General features: G+C 61.3%; 15 protein-coding genes and 1 riboswitch. Of the genes, 12 read left to right on the top strand and 3 right to left on the bottom strand.

The genetic code is table 11. The features are described from left to right. Positions 1-137: 137 nt before the first annotated feature. On the bottom strand, positions 138-470 hold the full coding sequence (locus AC3WMV_RS05170) for a DMT family transporter (RefSeq protein ID WP_003221050.1): 333 nt from the start codon (positions 468-470) through the stop codon (positions 138-140). A 102-nt stretch (positions 471-572) separates the two neighbouring features. Here AC3WMV_RS05170 and AC3WMV_RS05175 point away from each other — a divergent pair, with 102 nt between their 5' ends. After that, on the top strand, positions 573-1475 hold the full coding sequence (locus AC3WMV_RS05175; protein ID WP_096794744.1) for a LysR family transcriptional regulator: 903 nt from the start codon (positions 573-575) through the stop codon (positions 1473-1475). An 11-nt stretch (positions 1476-1486) separates the two neighbouring features. After that, positions 1487-2761 carry a lipid IV(A) 3-deoxy-D-manno-octulosonic acid transferase gene (gene waaA / locus AC3WMV_RS05180; RefSeq protein WP_097087091.1) on the top strand — a complete coding sequence of 425 codons (1275 nt, stop codon included), beginning with the start codon at positions 1487-1489 and terminating at the stop codon, positions 2759-2761. A gap of 168 nt (positions 2762-2929) precedes the next feature. Here the strand turns inward: waaA and AC3WMV_RS05185 are convergent, their stop codons facing one another. Beyond that, a complete protein-coding gene (locus AC3WMV_RS05185; RefSeq protein ID WP_103368227.1) occupies positions 2930-4363 on the bottom strand; it encodes a TolC family outer membrane protein in 1434 nt (477 codons plus the stop codon). A 205-nt stretch (positions 4364-4568) separates the two neighbouring features. After that, positions 4569-4674, top strand: a riboswitch (TPP riboswitch). Positions 4675-4822: 148 nt separating this feature from the next. On the opposite strand from AC3WMV_RS05185, the gene thiC reads away from it, so the two are divergent. Both thiC and cytX read left to right on the top strand, forming a co-directional pair. Further along, positions 4823-6712 carry a phosphomethylpyrimidine synthase ThiC gene (thiC, locus tag AC3WMV_RS05190; protein ID WP_103368228.1) on the top strand — a complete coding sequence of 630 codons (1890 nt, stop codon included), beginning with the start codon at positions 4823-4825 and terminating at the stop codon, positions 6710-6712. A 200-nt stretch (positions 6713-6912) separates the two neighbouring features. Beyond that, entirely contained in the window at positions 6913-8205 is a 1293-nt protein-coding gene (cytX, locus tag AC3WMV_RS05195; RefSeq protein WP_103368230.1) for a putative hydroxymethylpyrimidine transporter CytX, read from the top strand. Here the strand turns inward: cytX and AC3WMV_RS05200 are convergent. Next, entirely contained in the window at positions 8174-8920 is a 747-nt protein-coding gene (locus AC3WMV_RS05200) for an RsiV family protein (RefSeq protein WP_096794749.1), read from the bottom strand. The two genes, cytX and AC3WMV_RS05200, sit on opposite strands and share 32 nt — an antisense overlap. A 229-nt stretch (positions 8921-9149) precedes the next feature. Between AC3WMV_RS05200 and AC3WMV_RS05205 the strand changes: the two genes are divergently transcribed. The 8 genes from AC3WMV_RS05205 (at position 9150) to parC (ending at position 17707) form a co-directional block, all read left to right on the top strand. Further along, complete coding sequence (locus AC3WMV_RS05205) at positions 9150-9767, top strand: NUDIX domain-containing protein (protein WP_027611392.1); 618 nt, start codon at positions 9150-9152, stop codon at positions 9765-9767. Continuing rightward, positions 9758-10210 carry a DUF1249 domain-containing protein gene (locus AC3WMV_RS05210; RefSeq protein ID WP_007967395.1) on the top strand — a complete coding sequence of 151 codons (453 nt, stop codon included), beginning with the start codon at positions 9758-9760 and terminating at the stop codon, positions 10208-10210. Before AC3WMV_RS05205 ends, AC3WMV_RS05210 begins: the two co-directional genes overlap by 10 nt. Before the next feature lie 99 nt (positions 10211-10309). Further along, positions 10310-11125, top strand: coding sequence for a 3',5'-cyclic-AMP phosphodiesterase (gene cpdA, locus AC3WMV_RS05215; protein ID WP_098966917.1), 816 nt, complete (start codon positions 10310-10312; stop codon positions 11123-11125). 241 nt (positions 11126-11366) lie between these two features. Continuing rightward, complete coding sequence (locus tag AC3WMV_RS05220; protein WP_096794752.1) at positions 11367-11975, top strand: YqiA/YcfP family alpha/beta fold hydrolase; 609 nt, start codon at positions 11367-11369, stop codon at positions 11973-11975. A 42-nt stretch (positions 11976-12017) separates the two neighbouring features. Next, a complete protein-coding gene (parE, locus tag AC3WMV_RS05225; RefSeq protein WP_007967400.1) occupies positions 12018-13925 on the top strand; it encodes a DNA topoisomerase IV subunit B in 1908 nt (635 codons plus the stop codon). Continuing rightward, complete coding sequence (locus AC3WMV_RS05230) at positions 13925-14914, top strand: esterase-like activity of phytase family protein (RefSeq protein ID WP_096794753.1); 990 nt, start codon at positions 13925-13927, stop codon at positions 14912-14914. The genes parE and AC3WMV_RS05230 overlap by 1 nt, the downstream gene beginning before the upstream one ends. Continuing rightward, on the top strand, positions 14911-15435 hold the full coding sequence (locus AC3WMV_RS05235; protein ID WP_027611396.1) for a retropepsin-like aspartic protease family protein: 525 nt from the start codon (positions 14911-14913) through the stop codon (positions 15433-15435). The genes AC3WMV_RS05230 and AC3WMV_RS05235 overlap by 4 nt, the downstream gene beginning before the upstream one ends. A gap of 7 nt (positions 15436-15442) precedes the next feature. After that, a complete protein-coding gene (gene parC / locus AC3WMV_RS05240) occupies positions 15443-17707 on the top strand; it encodes a DNA topoisomerase IV subunit A (RefSeq protein WP_027611397.1) in 2265 nt (754 codons plus the stop codon). Positions 17708-17868 lie beyond the last annotated feature (161 nt).

The raw sequence follows: 17868 nt of genomic DNA on the forward strand, positions 1-17868 counted from the left end.
GATCAACAGGGCAGATGCAAAACCAAATGTGGGAGCGGGCTTGCTCGCGAACGCGGTGTGTCAGTTAACAGAAATGTTGTTGCCACACCGCCTTCGCGAGCAAGCCCGCTCCCACAGGGGATTTGCGTTACTGCAAATCAGTGCCCGGCAGTCTTGGAGAACAGCTGGATGACCACCACGCCGAGCACGATCAGCGCCATCCCGAGCATCGCCGGCACGTCCAGCTTCTGCCCATAAATGAACAGCGCTGCGACGCTGACCATGACGATGCCCATGCCCGCCCACACGGCGTAGGCGACCCCCACCGGCACAGTGCGCACCACCAGCGTCAGCATCCAGAAGGCGATCCCGTAGCCGACGATCACCAGAATCAACGGCAGCGGGGTGCTCAAGCCTTTGACCGCTTTCATCGAAACGGTGGCGATCACTTCGGCGCAGATGGCGATAGCCAGGAAGGCGTAGGCGTTCATGTGTAGATCCTCATGTAAAACGTTGCTTGCTGAGGCGGCATTCTAGTCGCTCGCCAGATGGGGTATAGTCATTACCTATCTGTTTTGAAGATGGGTTGCTGCATGAATACCCTGTGGAATCTGGAACAACTGCGCGCCTTCGTCAGCGTCGCCGAACAGCGCTCGTTTTCTGCCGTGGCGCGCCAGCAGCGCAAGGCGCAATCGGCGATCAGCAGTGCGATTGCCATGCTGGAGGACGATTTGGGCGTCAGCCTGTTCGAGCGTAGCAGTGGTCGCTCACCCAGGCTCACCGAAGCGGGCGAAGCCTTGCTCGAAGAAGCCCGGGAAGTGCTGCGCCAATGCGAGCGCCTCAATGGTCGGGCGATGGCGATGATGCGCGGTCAGGAAGCGCAGTTGCGCGTGGCGCAGGATGAAGCAATGCCGTATCAGGCACTGGTGGAAAGCTTCGATGCGCTGGCCGAGCAATTTCCCAGCCTCGAAGTGCAACTGACCAGCGCCGCCCAGGGTGAAGTCGCACGCAAACTGGTCGAGCGTCGCGCCGATCTGGGCTTGCTGTTCTATCACGACGAAATTCCCGAAGCGCTGGAGCGTCGGGTATTGGGCCGGGTGGAAATGGTCACCGTCTGCGGGATCAATCATCCGCTGGCGACGCAGTCCTATGTCACCTGCCAGCAACTGGCACAGCATCGGCAATTGTTGATGTCGACGCAGACCAGCGTCTACCCCGGCAACGAACCGGCTAGCCCGCAAGTCTGGCGCGCTGACAGTTTCTACGTGATGGCCGAATGGTTGGTGCGGGATCTGGGCTGGGCCTGGTTACCCCGGCATGTGGTGCAGTATTCGGCTTATCAGGGCCTGATGGTCGAACTGGACAGCGAATGGACCCCGCCGGCCTTGGTGGTGGAACTGGTCTGGCGCCGGGATGAACCCCTGGGACCTGCGGCGCGCTGGCTGGCCGAACGTTTTGCCGTGCACTTGCGGGCGATTGGCGACAAAAGTCGATAAACTCCGCCGCCATGAATAGAACTCTCTACACCGCGCTGTTTTACCTGGGGCTGCCATTGGTGGCGATTCGGCTGTGGCTGCGCTCGCGCAAGGCCCCGGCGTATGCCAAGCGGATTGGTGAGCGCTTCTCTTACGGGATGCCGCGACTGCAACCCGGCGGGATCTGGGTGCACGCGGTGTCTGTGGGCGAAAGCATTGCCGCCGCGCCGATGATTCGCGCCTTGCTGCAGCGTTATCCACAGCTGCCGATCACCGTGACCTGCATGACGCCGACCGGATCGGAACGGATTCAGGCGTTGTTCGCCGGCGAACCGCGCATCCAGCATTGTTATCTGCCCTACGACTTGCCGTGCGCAGCGGCGCGTTTTCTTGATCACGCCAAACCGAAACTGGCGGTGATCATGGAAACCGAACTCTGGCCCAACCACATCCATCAGTGCGCCAAGCGTGGGATTCCGGTGGCGCTGGCCAACGGGCGATTGTCCGAGCGCTCGGCCCGAGGCTATGGCCGCTTCAGCAAGCTGACCGCGCCGATGCTCGCTGAAATGAGTTTTTTCGCGGTGCAGACCGAGGCCGAAGCCCAGCGCTTCCGCGATCTCGGCGCGCGTCCGCAGACGGTCGAGGTCACTGGCTCGATCAAGTTCGACCTGACCATCGACCCGCAACTGCTGCAGCGCGCCCATGAGTTGCGCGGCCAATGGCAGGCGCTGGAGCGCCCGGTGTGGATCGCTGCGAGTACCCACGAAGGCGAAGACGAAGTGGTGCTCGACGCCCATCGCCGGCTGTTGGCGAACTACCCGAATGCGCTGCTGATTCTGGTGCCGCGCCATCCCGAGCGCTTCAACTCGGTGTTCGAGTTGTGCCAGCGTGAAGGCTTTGCCACGGTGCGCCGTTCCACCGGTGCCAACGTCGAAGCGGACACTTCAGTGCTGCTCGGCGACACCATGGGCGAGCTGCTGTTTCTCTACGCGCTGGCTGACAGTGCTTTCGTCGGCGGCAGCCTGGTGCCCAACGGCGGGCACAATCTGCTGGAGCCGGCGGCACTGGCAAAACCGGTGCTCAGCGGCCCGCATCTGTTCAACTTCCTCGACATCGCCGCGCAGTTGCGCGAGGCCGGTGCGCTGGCCGAAGTGGATGATGCCGAAGGGCTGGCGGTGGAAGTGCAGCGTCTGTTCGAATTGCCGCGCGATGCCCAGCGCATGGCCGAGGCGGGGCTGGCGGTGATGCGGCGTAATCAGGGTGCGTTGCAGCGGTTGCTGGATGGGCTGGGCCGGTTGATCAAATAGTCGCCCGGAACATTTATTGTGGTGAGGGGATTTATCCCCGATCGGCTGCGCAGCAGTCGTTAACCCTGCTTGCCATATCAGACTGAATCACCGCGGTGAATGGTTTTGGGGCTGCTACGCACCCCATCGGGGATAAATCCCCTCGCCACAGGGGATTTTCCAGATTGTTTAGGGGCGCGCCTTGAGTTGCGCTTCGGCTGCCTTGGCCAGATCCGGTGGCAAGAAGTCCTTGTCCGGGTTGTAGTCGGCCTTCAGATAGCGCGCCAGGTCTTGCAAGTCACCCGGATTCAACGTTCCTGCCGCCTGCTTCAAGCGCAGGTTGTCGAGAATGTAGTCGTAACGGGTGTTGTTGTAGTTGCGCACCGAGGTGTACAGCTGACGCTGGGCGTCGAGCACGTCGACAATGTTGCGCGTACCGACCTGATAACCGATTTCCGTGGCTTCCACTGCGCTCTGGTTGGAGATGATCGACTGGCGACGCGCCTGCACCTGCTCGACATCGGTGTTCACCGCGCGGTGCAGGTTGCGGGTGTTTTCCACCACTTGCCGGCGCAGGGATTCGCGCTGTTGCTCGCTCTGATCCAGTTGCGCATAGGACTGGCGCACTTGCGAACTGGTCAGCCCGCCACTGTAGATCGGAATGTTCAGTTGCAGGCCCAGGGTGCTTTGCTCGACGTTGCCACTGTACGGCGTACCGAAGGCGTTCGGGTTGGCGAAACCGAGGGCGTCGTTGTCACCCTTTTCGTATTTGGCCACGGCATCGAGGGTCGGCAGGTGACCGGCCTTGCGCTGTTTGAGGGTCTGTTCGGCGGAGCTGACCGCAAAGTTGCTCGCCAGCAGATTGAGGTTCTGCTTGCCCGCCGTGTCGACCCAGGCCTTGGCGTCGTTTGGCGCCGGCGGCAGGATCGGCAGCGTGTGGACGATGCCCTGAATCGAGTTGTACTGACGGTTGGTCAGGGTGATCAGCGCTTCGAACGCATCGTCAACCTGACGCTGCGCAACGATACGGTTGGCGCGCGCGGTGTCGTAACTGGCCTGCGATTGCAGGACATCGGTCTTGTCCGACAGGCCGACATCGAAACGCTCGTTGGACTGGTCGAGCTGACGCTTGAACGCGGCTTCTTCAGCCTTGGTCGAGGCCAGGTTGTCCTGACTGCGCAGCACGTTGAAGTAGCTTTCGGCCGATTGCAGGATCAGGTTCTGTTCGGTGGCTGACAGTTGCAGCGCGGCTTGTTCGTTGACGTCTTTCGCCGCTTGGTACTGGAACCAGCGATCGGCGCGGAACAAGGGTTGTGCCAGGGTCGCCTGATAGGAATGCGCGCTGCGATTGGCAGTGGCTGAAGGCTGGTCGATCGAGGTGCGCACATCCGCCACTTCGGCGCCGCCGGACAGGTTAGGCAGCAACCCCGCGCGTGCCTGCGGCACCACTTCTTTCTGGGCGCCGTACTGGGCGCGGGCGGCGGCCAGATCGGCGTTGTTGTCGACGGCTTCCTGATAGACGCTGACCAGATCGGTCTTGGTCGACAAGGGCGCTTCTGCTGCCCAGGCCATTGCGTTGGACGCACAAGACACGGCAAGAGCCAGTGAAAGTTTGCGCAGCATGAGGCGATCCCTAGCAAAAATATTACGAAAATAATGTGCGCGCCAAGGCTACGGCGCGGCCCCGGCAGCGTCAAGGCGCGCAGGGCACAGCGAGTGTAGTTGCGCAATCGTGCGGCAACAATCCTGCAAGTCCCGGTAATTGCGCCATTCATCATGGTGTTTGCCGCGGTGTTGGCGTTCTTTGCCGGTTGTGTCTAGACTGGCCGGGTTCTTGTCGGGGTGCCTTGCTATGAGGCTGAGATCGAATAATTTCGGATCCCGTTGAACCTGATCAGGTTAGCGCCTGCGTAGGGAACAAGATTTCTCGTCACCCGGCGAGTCCTCTTGTGCTTCGTCCGGGATATTGTTCGACAATCGAACGCTCGACGACGATGCACAGCACCAGTCCTGGTGCGCGTCCGTGCCTTTCAGGTTCTGCTCCGACAATCCATTGCCTGGATGCTGTCTGGAGAGCCCGTGATGACTACAAAAGCAAAAAACGCGATCAACCTGAGTGACTCGGCCAAGGTCGATGAGCAGTCGGTTCAGCCGTTCACCCGTTCGCAAAAAGTCTACGTTCAGGGCTCGCGCCCGGACATCCGCGTGCCGATGCGCGAAATCACCCTCGATGTGACGCCGACCGATTTCGGTGGCGAAATCAACGCGCCGGTCACCGTCTATGACACCTCCGGCCCGTACACCGATCCGAACGTGGTGATCGACGTGCGCAAAGGTCTGGGCGACGTGCGTTCGGCGTGGATCGACGACCGTGGCGACACCGAACGTTTGCCTGGCCTGAGTTCCAATTTCGGCCAGGAGCGCCTCGCCGACCCTGAACTGACCAAACTGCGTTTCGCTCACGTCAACAACCCGCGCCGGGCCAAGGCCGGGGCCAACGTCAGCCAGATGCACTACGCGCGCAAAGGCATCATCACCGCCGAGATGGAATACGTCGCCATCCGCGAAAACATGAAGCTGCAAGAAGCCCGCGCCGCTGGCCTGTTGACTCAGCAACACGCCGGCCACAGCTTCGGCGCGAGCATCTCGAAAGAAATCACCGCTGAATTCGTCCGCGAAGAAATCGCCCGTGGTCGCGCGATCATTCCGGCCAACATCAACCACGTCGAACTGGAACCGATGATCATCGGCCGTAACTTCCTGGTGAAGATCAACGGCAACATCGGCAACAGCGCCCTGGGTTCGTCCATCGAAGAAGAAGTGGCGAAACTGACCTGGGGCATTCGCTGGGGTTCGGACACGGTGATGGACCTGTCCACCGGCAAACACATTCACGAAACCCGCGAGTGGATCATCCGCAACTCGCCGGTGCCGATCGGTACCGTGCCGATCTATCAGGCGCTGGAGAAGGTCAACGGCGTCGCTGAAGACCTGACCTGGGAGCTGTTCCGCGACACGCTGATCGAACAGGCAGAGCAGGGCGTCGACTACTTCACCATCCACGCCGGCGTGCTGTTGCGCTACGTGCCGCTGACCGCCAAGCGCGTGACCGGCATCGTTTCCCGTGGCGGTTCGATCATGGCCAAGTGGTGCCTGGCGCACCACAAAGAGAACTTCCTCTACACCCACTTCGACGAAATCTGCGAAATCATGAAGGCCTACGACGTCAGCTTCTCGCTGGGCGACGGCCTGCGTCCGGGCTCGATTGCCGACGCCAACGACGAAGCGCAATTCGGCGAACTGGAAACCCTCGGCGAGCTGACCAAGATTGCCTGGAAACACGACGTGCAGTGCATGATCGAAGGCCCGGGCCACGTGCCGATGCAGTTGATCAAAGAGAACATGGACAAGCAGCTGGAGTGCTGCGACGAGGCGCCGTTCTACACCCTCGGCCCGCTGACCACCGACATCGCGCCGGGTTACGACCACATCACCTCGGGTATCGGTGCGGCGATGATCGGCTGGTTCGGTTGCGCCATGCTCTGCTACGTGACGCCGAAGGAACACCTCGGCTTGCCGAACAAGGATGACGTGAAGACCGGGATCATCACCTACAAGATCGCGGCGCATGCGGCGGACTTGGCCAAAGGGCATCCGGGCGCGCAGATTCGTGACAACGCCCTGAGCAAGGCGCGTTTCGAGTTCCGCTGGGAAGACCAGTTCAACCTCGGTCTGGACCCGGACACCGCGCGTTCGTATCACGACGAAACCCTGCCGAAAGACTCGGCCAAGGTCGCGCACTTCTGTTCGATGTGCGGGCCGAAATTCTGCTCGATGAAGATCACTCAGGAAGTCCGCGAATACGCGGCCAACCAGCGGATCGACGCGGTCGACGTGGACGTCGCCCAGGGCCTTGCGGAGCAGGCCGAGCGGTTCAAGAAGGAAGGCAGTCAGCTCTATAAAAAAGTCTGATCCCTGACTGATCTTTTGTGGTGAGGGGATTTATCCCCGATCGACTGCGCAGCAGTCGCAATTTTGAGAACCGGGTCCTTCAGATGTACCGCATTCTCAGGTTTTGGGGCTGCTTCGCAGCCCATCGGGGATGAATCCCCTCGCCACAAGTGGGCCAGCTTGATCACACACAACAACAAATGTCCCTCTGAGATAACACCTTGAGCATTCAACCCGGCACTTATTCCCCCGACCTCGCCGTACCCGCCGACAAGCGGGTGTTCGGCGGTCGCGATCTGTTTTCCCTGTGGTTTTCCCTCGGCATCGGCTTGATGGTATTGCAGACCGGCGCCTTGCTCGCGCCGGGTCTGGGCCTTTCCGGTTCGCTGCTGGCGATTTTCCTCGGCACGCTGGTTGGCGTGCTGCTGCTGGCAGCGGTCGGCGTGATCGGCAGCGATACCGGTCTGTCGTCGATGGCCGCACTCAAACTGAGCCTCGGCCACAAAGGCGCGAGCCTGCCGGCGCTGCTCAACCTGCTGCAACTGATCGGTTGGGGCTCGTTCGAAATCATCGTCATGCGTGACGCTGCCAGCCTGCTCGGCAGCCGTGCGTTCAGCGAAGGTTCGCTGTGGGCCAGCCCGATGCTCTGGACCTTGTGCTTCGGCGCACTGGCGACTTTGCTCGCGGTCAGCGGGCCGCTGACGTTCGTGCGCAAGATCCTGCGTAAATGGGGTATCTGGCTGATCCTCGCCGCGTGCATCTGGCTGACCTGGAATCTGTTCGCCAAGGCTGATCTGGCGGCACTCTGGGCGCGTACCGGAGACGGCTCAATGCCGTTTGCCGTGGGCTTCGACATTGCCATCGCGATGCCGTTGTCGTGGCTGCCGCTGATCGCTGATTACTCGCGCTTCGGCAAGCGTGCGAAGAACGTCTTCGGCGGCACCGCCATCGGTTTCTTCATCGGCAATTTCTGGCTGATGAGCCTCGGCGTGGCTTACACCCTGGCCTTTGCGCCGAGCGGTGAAGTCAATGCGTTACTGCTGGCACTGGCCGGGGCCGGTCTGGGCATTCCGCTGTTGCTGATTCTGCTGGATGAGTCGGAAAACGCTTTCGCCGACATTCATTCGGCAGCGGTGTCGAGCGGGATTCTGTTGCGCTTGAAAGTCGAGCATCTGGCCTTGGCCATCGGCGTGATCTGCACCCTGATTGCACTGCTGGCGCCATTGGCGCAGTACCAGAACTTCCTGCTGTTGATCGGTTCGGTGTTCGCGCCGCTGTTCGGCGTGGTGCTGGTCGATCACTTCATCATGCGCAAGCGCAGTGCTCAGGTGGCGTCAGCCGCATTGCGCTGGCCGGCGCTGCTGGCGTGGCTGGGCGGGATCAGCACCTACCACTTGCTGGCGAATCTGTATCCGGATGTCGGCGCGACCCTGCCGGCACTGGTGCTGGCAGGGCTGTTGCAACTGGTGCTCGGTCGGGCGTTCAGTTACGGCCGGGAAACAGTTCGGGTTTGAGAATGCCGTTCAGACGCGGGTAAGGGATCTTCAGTTCGACGTGGCCCAGCGCGTAAGGCGCGATGGTGCTCACGTCGTACTTGAGGATCACGCCACCGTAGGTCAGCGCCACGTTCGGGGTTTTGACGAACGGCCAGCTCTTCACGAAATCCGCTTCCTGATCGAGCTTGGTGCTGATCAGCCAGCTGTTGTGCGCCACTTGCGCCGCTTTCCAGAACGCCTCTTCCTGACCCGGCAGCAACATGTCCGACAGGTTCAGCACTTTATGCTGCTGACGCGAATAGTTGATGAAACCGCGGCCCGGCGTGCCATGGGCGCCGCCGGTGTCGAGGTAGCTCGACAGTTCGATGATCACCAAGCCGTCATGCTGCTCGCGTACCTTGGCCTGCAAATAGCTGCTGTTGCGCGGGCCGGCGTTGCGCAGGAATTGATCACGATAGGCAGCCAGGGTTGGCGCCACCGCTGTGTTCTGCTCGGTGCGGGTCATTTGCAGCAGGCGTTTTTCGATAATGCCGTCCAGCGCAGGCTCGGCCGCGAAGTGCACGGTATCGATATTCACCAGCGGGCAGTCCGGGTTGGAACAGCCGGGTTTCAGGGTTTCCGACGCATCGCGGGTGGTTTCCAGCGGCGTGCGGTAGTTGGGCTGGAACAGGTTGGCGCAGGCGCCCAGGGTCAGGGCGATGGCGGCCACGGAGGCAATTTTGAAAAGCGACATGGGCGTCCTTTCTGAAACAGGGGAAGGCAAAAAGTTATCCGCTTCGACTATCGCCGAAGCAGTCAGTTCGCCACTAAGCTAATTAGAGTGGGTTTCGCCTCCACCGTCCATCCCGCTGACGGTAAAGGGGCTGCATCAATCATCGCGGGCGCGTTAGGATGGCGCGAAGTCGAGGTCGCCAGTAACCAAAAGCAGCCTCGTATTGGATTTGCAGCAAGAGAGGATGCTCATGACAGATTTTGCCAACGCCACTCCGGCCACCGTCGATGTCGTAAAGCGCGAGCGCTGCTACGAGGGCTTCTACAAGCTCGACCGTTTGCACCTGCGCCATGAGCTGTTCGCCGGGGGCATGAGCCGCGAGATCAACCGCGAAGTCTTCGTGCGTCACGATGCCGTGTGCCTGCTGCCTTACGATCCAAAGCGCGATGAAGTGGTGCTGCTCGAGCAGTTTCGCGTCGGTGCCATGGGCAAGACCGACAACCCGTGGCTGGTTGAACTGGTCGCCGGTCTGATCGACAAGGCCGAAGTGCCGGAAGAAGTTGCTCACCGCGAGGCGCAGGAGGAAGCTGGGCTGGACATCAAGGCCCTGTGGCCGATGACCAAATATTTCCCGTCGCCGGGCGGCAGCAACGAATTCGTGCATTTGTACCTGGGGCACTGCAGCACCGAAGGTGTAGGCGGCCTGCATGGGCTGGAGGAAGAAGCAGAAGACATCCGCGTCACGGTCTGGGCCTTTGAAGATGCCTTGCAGGCCGTCCGTGACGGACGCATTGCCAACGCGGCGAGCATCATCGCCTTGCAATGGCTGGCGCTGAACCGCGCCGAAGTGAGGGGGTTATGGTCGTAAACAAGCTGCGCGATCGCTATCGAGTCGACCTCGCCGGGCTGCAGGCCGCCTGCGAGGCCAACTACGCGCGCCTGATGCGACTGGTGCCGGACATGCGCAACGACCCCGAGGCGCGGCGGATCGCCGTGACCCAGGGCGAGCAGATGCTCGGCGTGCTGGCCCTCGAAGTGCTGCAGACCTGCCCCTACACCACCACTTTGCAGGTGCGTCAGGAACACAGTTTGCCGTGGCTGCCGGTGCCGCAACTGGAAGTGCAGGTCTATCACGACGCGCGCATGGCCGAGGTGATCAGCGCCGAACATGCACGACGCTTTCGCGGCATCTATCCTTACCCGAACGCCGCGATGCATCAGCCGGATGAAAAGGCCCAGCTCAATCTGTTCCTCGGGGAATGGCTGAGCCATTGTCTGGCCCTGGGGCACGAGTACGAAGTCGTACGCTAGTTGTGAACTGCGTCCGGTTCGCCGGTTTCCCCTTTGCGTCATCCCCCAGCATAATTGCGGCACTCAACCGATTCCGTGCTTTTGCCCTGGGAGAACGCCTTGCCGAGCGTATCCACATTGACCACCGCCGATCCGGCGCTGCTGGTGCAGTTATCCGACAGTCATCTGTTCGCCGAGGCGGACGGCACACTGCTGGGCATGAACACCCGCGAGAGCCTGCAAAAGGTCATCGAACTGGTGCTCAGGCAGCAACCTCGGATCGACTTGATTCTGGCCACGGGGGACCTTTCCCAGGATGGCACTCTGGAGTCGTATCAGCAGTTTCGTGAAATGACGGCGCAGATCGATGCACCGGCGCGCTGGATTCCCGGCAATCACGATGAGCCGCAAATCATGGCTCAGGCCGCGGTGCAAAGTGCATTGCTGGAGTCAGTGGTCGATGTCGGCAACTGGCGCGTGACCTTGCTCGACTCGGCGGTGCCGGGCTCTGTGCCGGGGTATCTGCAGGATGATCAGTTGCAACTGCTGGCACGCTCGCTGAGCGAAGCGCCAGAGCGCCATCATCTGGTGTGTTTCCACCATCATCCGGTGCCGGTGGGTTGTGCCTGGGCGGAGCCGATCGGCTTGCGCAATCCCGAAGCATTCTTCGACGTGCTCGATCGTTTTCCTCAGGCTCGCGCGGTGCTGTGGGGGCATGTGCATCAGGAGATCGATCGCGAACGCAACGGCGTACGGCTGATGGCCTCGCCATCGACCTGCATTCAGTTCGAGCCCGGCAGTCACGACTTCAAGGTCGGCGAACAGGCGCCGGGCTATCGCTGGTTGCGGCTGCTGCCAGACGGGCGGCTGGAAACTGGCGTCGAGCGCGTTACCGACTTCCAATTCACTGTCGATTACGGCTCCGAAGGCTACTGATTTCGATCAAGAGCCCCTCACCCCAGCCCTCTCCCGGAGGGAGAGGGAGCTGACCGAGGTGTCTGGCATTATCCATCGACCTGAAAGAATGTGTCGATTATGGATTCGCTGAAACTCGCTCAAGTCGGTGTAGCTCTTGAATATCCCCCATTCAGTCCCCTCTCCCTCCGGGAGAGGGCTAGGGTGAGGGGCTTTCTCCCTGTAAACTCCGCTATCTTTTGCCGACACCCAGGGAGCTCAAATGTCCGGTTCGATCCTCTATATCCACGGTTTCAACAGCGCGCCGGCCTCGAAAAAGGCCTGTCAGCTGGTCGAGGTGATGGAACGGCTGGGTTTGAGCGACCAATTGCGTGTCCCGGCGCTGCATCACCACCCGCGTGAAGCCATCGGTCAGTTGCAGCAGGCGATTGCCGAGCTGGGCCGGCCGTTGCTGGTGGGAAGCTCACTCGGCGGCTACTATGCGACTCACCTGGCTGAGCGCCACGGCTTGAAAGCCCTGCTGGTCAACCCGGCGGTCAGCCCGCACCGGATGTTCGACGGCTACCTGGGCACACAGAAAAACCTGTATACCGATGAAACCTGGGAATTGACCCACGACCATGTGACGGCCCTGGCCGAGCTGGAAGTGCCGGCACCCGTGGATGCACAGCGTTATCAGGTGTGGTTGCAGACCGGCGATGAAACACTGGATTATCGCCTCGCCCAGCAGTATTACCGGGCCTGCGCCTTGCGCATTCAGGCCGGCGGCGACCATGGTTACCAGGGTTTTGCCGAACAATTACCGGCGTTGTTGAGTTTTGCCGGCATTGGCGCCGATTTGTATCAGGCAATCGACTTCACCGCACTGTGAAGTCTTGCCCCTTTTTCATTGAATCACTGACGACGAGACCCTATGGCCACTCCCAGCGCTAGCTCTTATAACGCCGACGCCATCGAAGTCCTCTCGGGCCTCGACCCGGTGCGCAAACGCCCCGGCATGTACACCGACACCAGTCGGCCGAACCACCTCGCCCAGGAAGTCATCGACAACAGTGTCGACGAAGCCCTGGCCGGCCACGCCAAATCGGTGCAGGTCATTCTGCACGCCGATCACTCGCTGGAAGTCAGCGACGACGGTCGCGGCATGCCGGTCGACATTCACCCGGAAGAGGGTGTGTCGGGTGTCGAGCTGATCCTCACCAAGCTGCATGCGGGCGGCAAGTTTTCCAACAAGAACTACCAGTTCTCCGGCGGTCTGCACGGGGTGGGTATTTCCGTGGTCAACGCCTTGTCGACCGAAGTCCGGGTGCGCGTGAAGCGTGACGGCAACGAATACCAGATGACCTTCAAGGATGGCTTCAAGGCCACCGAGCTGGAAATCGTCGGCACCGTCGGCAAGCGCAACACCGGCACCAGCGTGTACTTCGCGCCGGATCCGAAATATTTCGATTCACCGAAATTCTCCATCAGCCGCCTCAAGCACGTGCTCAAGGCCAAGGCTGTGCTGTGTCCGGGGCTGCTGGTCAGTTTCGAAGACAAAGGCACCGGCGAGAAAGTCGAGTGGCATTACGAAGACGGCCTGCGCTCCTATCTGGTGGACGCGGTCAGCGAGTTCGAACGCCTGCCGGACGAGCCATTCTGCGGCAGCCTCGCCGGTAATAAAGAAGCGGTGGACTGGGCGCTGCTGTGGCTGCCGGAAGGTGGCGACGCGGTGCAGGAAAGCTACGTCAACCTGATCCCGACGGCGCAGGGCGGGACCCACGTCAACGGTTTGCGTCAGGGCCTGCTCGATGCGATGCGCGAGTTCTGCGAATTCCGCAGCCTGCTGCCGCGCGGCGTGAAGCTGGCGCCGGAAGACGTCTGGGAACGCATCGCTTTCGTGCTGTCGATGAAGATGCAGGAACCGCAATTCTCCGGCCAGACCAAAGAGCGTCTGTCGTCCCGTGAAGCGGCGGCATTCGTTTCCGGCGTCGTGAAAGATGCATTCAGCCTGTGGCTCAACGCCAACCCGGAAACCGGTCTGGCGCTGGCCGAACTGGCGATCAACAACGCCGGTCGCCGCCTCAAGGCAAGCAAAAAGGTCGAGCGCAAGCGCGTCACCCAAGGCCCTGCGTTGCCGGGCAAACTGGCTGACTGCGCCGGACAGGATCCGATGCGTTCCGAGCTGTTCCTGGTCGAAGGTGATTCCGCCGGCGGTTCCGCCAAGCAAGCGCGGGACAAGGAATTCCAGGCGATCCTGCCGTTGCGCGGCAAGATCCTCAACACCTGGGAAGTCGATGGCAGCGAAGTGCTGGCCAGCCAGGAAGTGCACAACATCGCCGTGGCCATCGGGGTCGATCCGGGTGCGGCAGACATGAGTCAGCTGCGCTACGGCAAGATCTGCATCCTCGCCGACGCCGACTCCGACGGTCTGCACATCGCGACGCTGCTGTGCGCGTTGTTCGTCCAGCATTTCCGCCCGCTGGTGGATGCCGGTCACGTCTACGTAGCGATGCCGCCGCTGTACCGCATCGACCTCGGCAAAGAGATCTACTACGCCCTCGACGAAGCCGAGCGCGACGGGATTCTCGATCGTCTGGTGGCCGAGAAGAAACGCGGCAAACCGCAGGTCACCCGATTCAAAGGTCTGGGTGAAATGAACCCGCCGCAACTGCGTGAAACCACCATGGACCCGAACACCCGGCGCCTGGTGCAGTTGACGCTGGGCGATGATTTTGCCGAAACCTCGGAAATGATGGACATGTTGCTGGCGAAGAAACGCGCCGGTGACCGCAAGACCTGGCTCGAATCCAAGGGCAACCTGGCCGAGGTGCTGGCCTGATGCGGTTTGGCTGGGCCTTGGCGGGTGCGTTGCTGCTGAGTGCGATGAGCGTGTCGGCGGAGCCGCTGCAGGAATTGCGCGTGCTCTCCGAACACCCGGTCGAAGGCATGCGTGGCGGCAACCTGTCGGGACTGGCCATGTGTGGCAGCGAGTTGTGGACGGTGTCGGACCGCGATGACGATCAGATCTATCGGCTGAATACCGCCGATCAGGTCTGGCAGGCCGAGGCCTTGCACATCGACGTGCCGCTGGTGCCGGAGACCGGTTTGCCGTGGGGATTGCGCTCGCGCAATTGGGCCGCGTCGTTCGTGCGCGGTGGCGACCTCGATTTCGAAGGCATCAGTTGCGACAGCGCCGGCAATCGCTACATTGTCAGCGAGGGCCACGCGGCGGTCTTGCAGGTGCCCGTCAGCGGCCCGGTCAACTGGCTGAAGATTTCGCCGATGATGGTTCGCGAAGCGCGGGCCAGTGGCATGCTCCTGCATTTCAATGCGATCTTCGAAGGTTTGGCGATCAACCCGGCGGGCGATCAGATGTGGCTGGCCGGCGAACGGCAAAACCGCGGCCTGCTGCTGATCAAGCGTCAGCAGACGGTGTGGGATTGCGACGGTCGTTGCGTGCTGCTCAGCGAGGGCGGCAAGGAAATGCAGCCGCCGCAGTTTCCGCACGCCAAAGCGGTCGACCGCGACTTTTCCGACCTTTCGTTGTTCAACGGCAAATTGTTTACCCTTGAACGCAACGCCTTCCAGATTTGTCGGCGCGATGCGCAGACTGCCAAGGTCGAGCGCTGCTGGTCGTACGCCGCTGAACTGTTGCAGGCCAACCGCCGTTACTCGCAGAACTTCGGGTTGGAAGAAGCATTGATCGTTGACGCTGAGGGTGCGTGGATCGGCGTCGACAATAATTTCGGCCCCCGCGCCGACGGTGAGGTAAGGCCGATCGTCTGGCGCTTCGCCGCGCCTGAAGGTGGCTGGAGCGCCAAACCGTGAGTCAGCAACCGCCGGGCAAGCGCGCCGGCCGGGTGTTGATGATTCTGGCCTGGTGCGCGGGGCTGTTTCTGGCCACGCGGTTTTTCGGCCAGTGGGAAGAACGTCAGCAGAATCCGAATGTGGTGGTCACGTCCGAGCAGCATGGCGGCGTAATCGAAGTGAAGCTGGCCGGCAACGCCCAAGGGCATTTTGTCGCCAGCGGTCAGATCAACGGTGAGCCGGTGGAGTTCATGCTCGACACCGGCGCGACCGATGTGGCGATCCCGGCGGATCTGGCCAAGCGCTTGAAACTGGAAGAGGGTTTCGGTGTGACCCTGAGCACGGCCAACGGCCTGAGCCAGGGCTACCGGACAAAGATCGACCGTCTGCAACTGGGCGACATTGTGCTGCGGGATGTCCGCGCGCTGGTGGCGCCGGGGCTGCATGGCGATCAGGTGCTGCTCGGCATGAGCGCCCTGAACAAACTTGAATTTACCCAGCGCGGTGGCACCATGCTGCTGCGCCAGACAACGAACCGATGAGGCCCGCATGAGCGACTCCCTTGATCTCAGCCTGGACGGTGTAGAACGCCGCTCGCTGGCTGACTTCACCGAAAATGCCTACCTCAACTACTCCATGTACGTGATCATGGACCGTGCCCTGCCGCATATCGGCGACGGCCTGAAACCGGTACAGCGGCGCATCATTTATGCGATGAGCGAGTTGGGGCTGGACGCCGATTCCAAGCACAAGAAATCGGCGCGTACCGTCGGTGACGTGCTCGGCAAGTTCCATCCGCACGGCGATTCGGCGTGTTACGAAGCGATGGTGTTGATGGCCCAGCCGTTCAGCTATCGCTACACGCTGGTCGACGGCCAGGGTAACTGGGGTGCGCCGGACGATCCGAAATCCTTCGCCGCCATGCGTTACACCGAAGCACGCCTGTCGCGCTATTCCGAAGTGCTGCTCAGCGAACTGGGCCAAGGCACCGCTGACTGGGGCCCGAATTTCGACGGCACCCTGCAGGAACCGCTGGTGTTGCCGGCACGTTTGCCGAACATCCTGCTCAACGGCACCACCGGCATCGCTGTCGGTATGGCCACCGACGTGCCGCCGCACAACCTGCGCGAAGTTGCCACCGCTTGTGTGCGCTTGCTCGATGAGCCGAAAGCCACGGTCGAACAGCTCTGCGAACACATTCAAGGCCCGGACTATCCGACCGAAGCGGAAATCATCACGCCGCGTGCCGACCTGCTGAAAATGTACGAAACCGGCAAGGGCTCGGTGCGCATGCGCGCCGTGTACCACGTCGAGGACGGCGACATCATCGTCACCGCGCTGCCGCACCAGGTCTCCGGGGCCAAAGTGCTGGAGCAGATCGCCGCGCTGATGCAGGCCAAGCCGTCGAAAGCACCGCAGATCGCTGACCTTCGTGATGAATCCGACCACGAAAACCCGTGCCGCATCGTAATCATTCCGGTCAACAGCCGCGTCGATCACGAAGCGCTGATGCAGCACCTGTTCGCCAGCACCGAGCTGGAGTCGACCTACCGGGTCAACGTCAACATCATCGGTCTGGATGGCAAGCCGCAACTGAAGAACCTGCGTGCATTGCTGGTCGAATGGCTGGAGTTCCGCGTGCTGACCGTGCGCCGCCGCCTGCAATTCCGCCTCGACAAGGTCGAGCGTCGCCTGCACCTGTTGGACGGTTTGCTGATCGCCTACCTCAACCTGGATGAAGTGATCCACATCATCCGCACCGAGGAGCACCCGAAAGCCAAGCTGATCGAGCGATTTGCCCTCAGCGAGATCCAGGCCGACTACATCCTCGACACCCGCCTGCGGCAGTTGGCGCGTCTGGAAGAGATGAAGCTGCGCGACGAGCAGGACGAACTGCTCAAGGAACAAGCCAAGCTGCAAGCCCTGCTGGGCAGCGAAGCCAAGCTGAAGAAGCTGGTGCGCACCGAGCTGCTGAAAGACGCTGAAACCTATGGTGATGACCGTCGTTCGCCGATCGTCGAACGTGCTGAAGCGAAGGCGCTGACCGAACACGATCTGCTGCCGAACGAGAAAGTTACCGTCGTGCTGTCGGAAAAAGGCTGGATCCGTTCGGCCAAAGGCCATGACATCGATGCCACCGGCCTGTCGTACAAGGCGGGTGACGGCTTCAAAACCTCGGCGGCGGGACGTTCCAACCAGTCTGCCGTGGTAATTGACTCCACTGGCCGCAGCTATTCGGTCGCCGCGCATACGTTGCCGTCAGCGCGTGGCCAGGGCGAACCGTTGACCGGGCGTCTAACCCCGCCACCGGGCGCGACCTTCGAGTGCGTGCTGATGCCGGAAGACGATGCGCTGTACGTGATCGCCTCCGACGCCGGTTACGGTTTCGTGGTCAAGGGCGAAGACCTGCAAGCCAAGAACAAGGCCGGTAAAGCCCTGTTGAGCTTGCCGAACAACGCCAAGGTGATCGCGCCGCGTCCGGTGACTGATCGCGAGAATGACTTGCTTGCCGCCGTGACAAGCGAGGGGCGGATGCTGGTCTTCAATATCAGCGATTTGCCGCAGTTGGCGAAGGGCAAGGGCAACAAGATCATCGGTGTACCGGGTGACCGTGTCGCCAGCCGTGAAGAGTTTGTCACGGACATTGCTGTGATTCCCGCGGGTGCAACGTTGATCCTGCAAGCAGGCAAACGTCCGTATAAACTGAAAGCTGAAGACCTCGAACACTACAAAGGTGAGCGTGGACGGCGTGGCAACAAGCTTCCACGTGGCTTCCAGCGGGTCGATGCACTGCTCGTCGAAAACCTCAATTAGGCGAAAACGCCCATCTAGAGGCGTCGATCTACGATTTAACGCGTAGATCGACGCTTTGGCGCTGGAGTCGGAACGCATATTCACGGATGATATGGCCTTTCCAAGCGCCGGCGTGGCCGAGCGTTCTTCATATTTATTGAGTATTTTCACTGTGGTCAGCC

The sequence above is a fragment of the Pseudomonas sp. FW305-3-2-15-E-TSA4 genome (assembly GCF_058787295.1).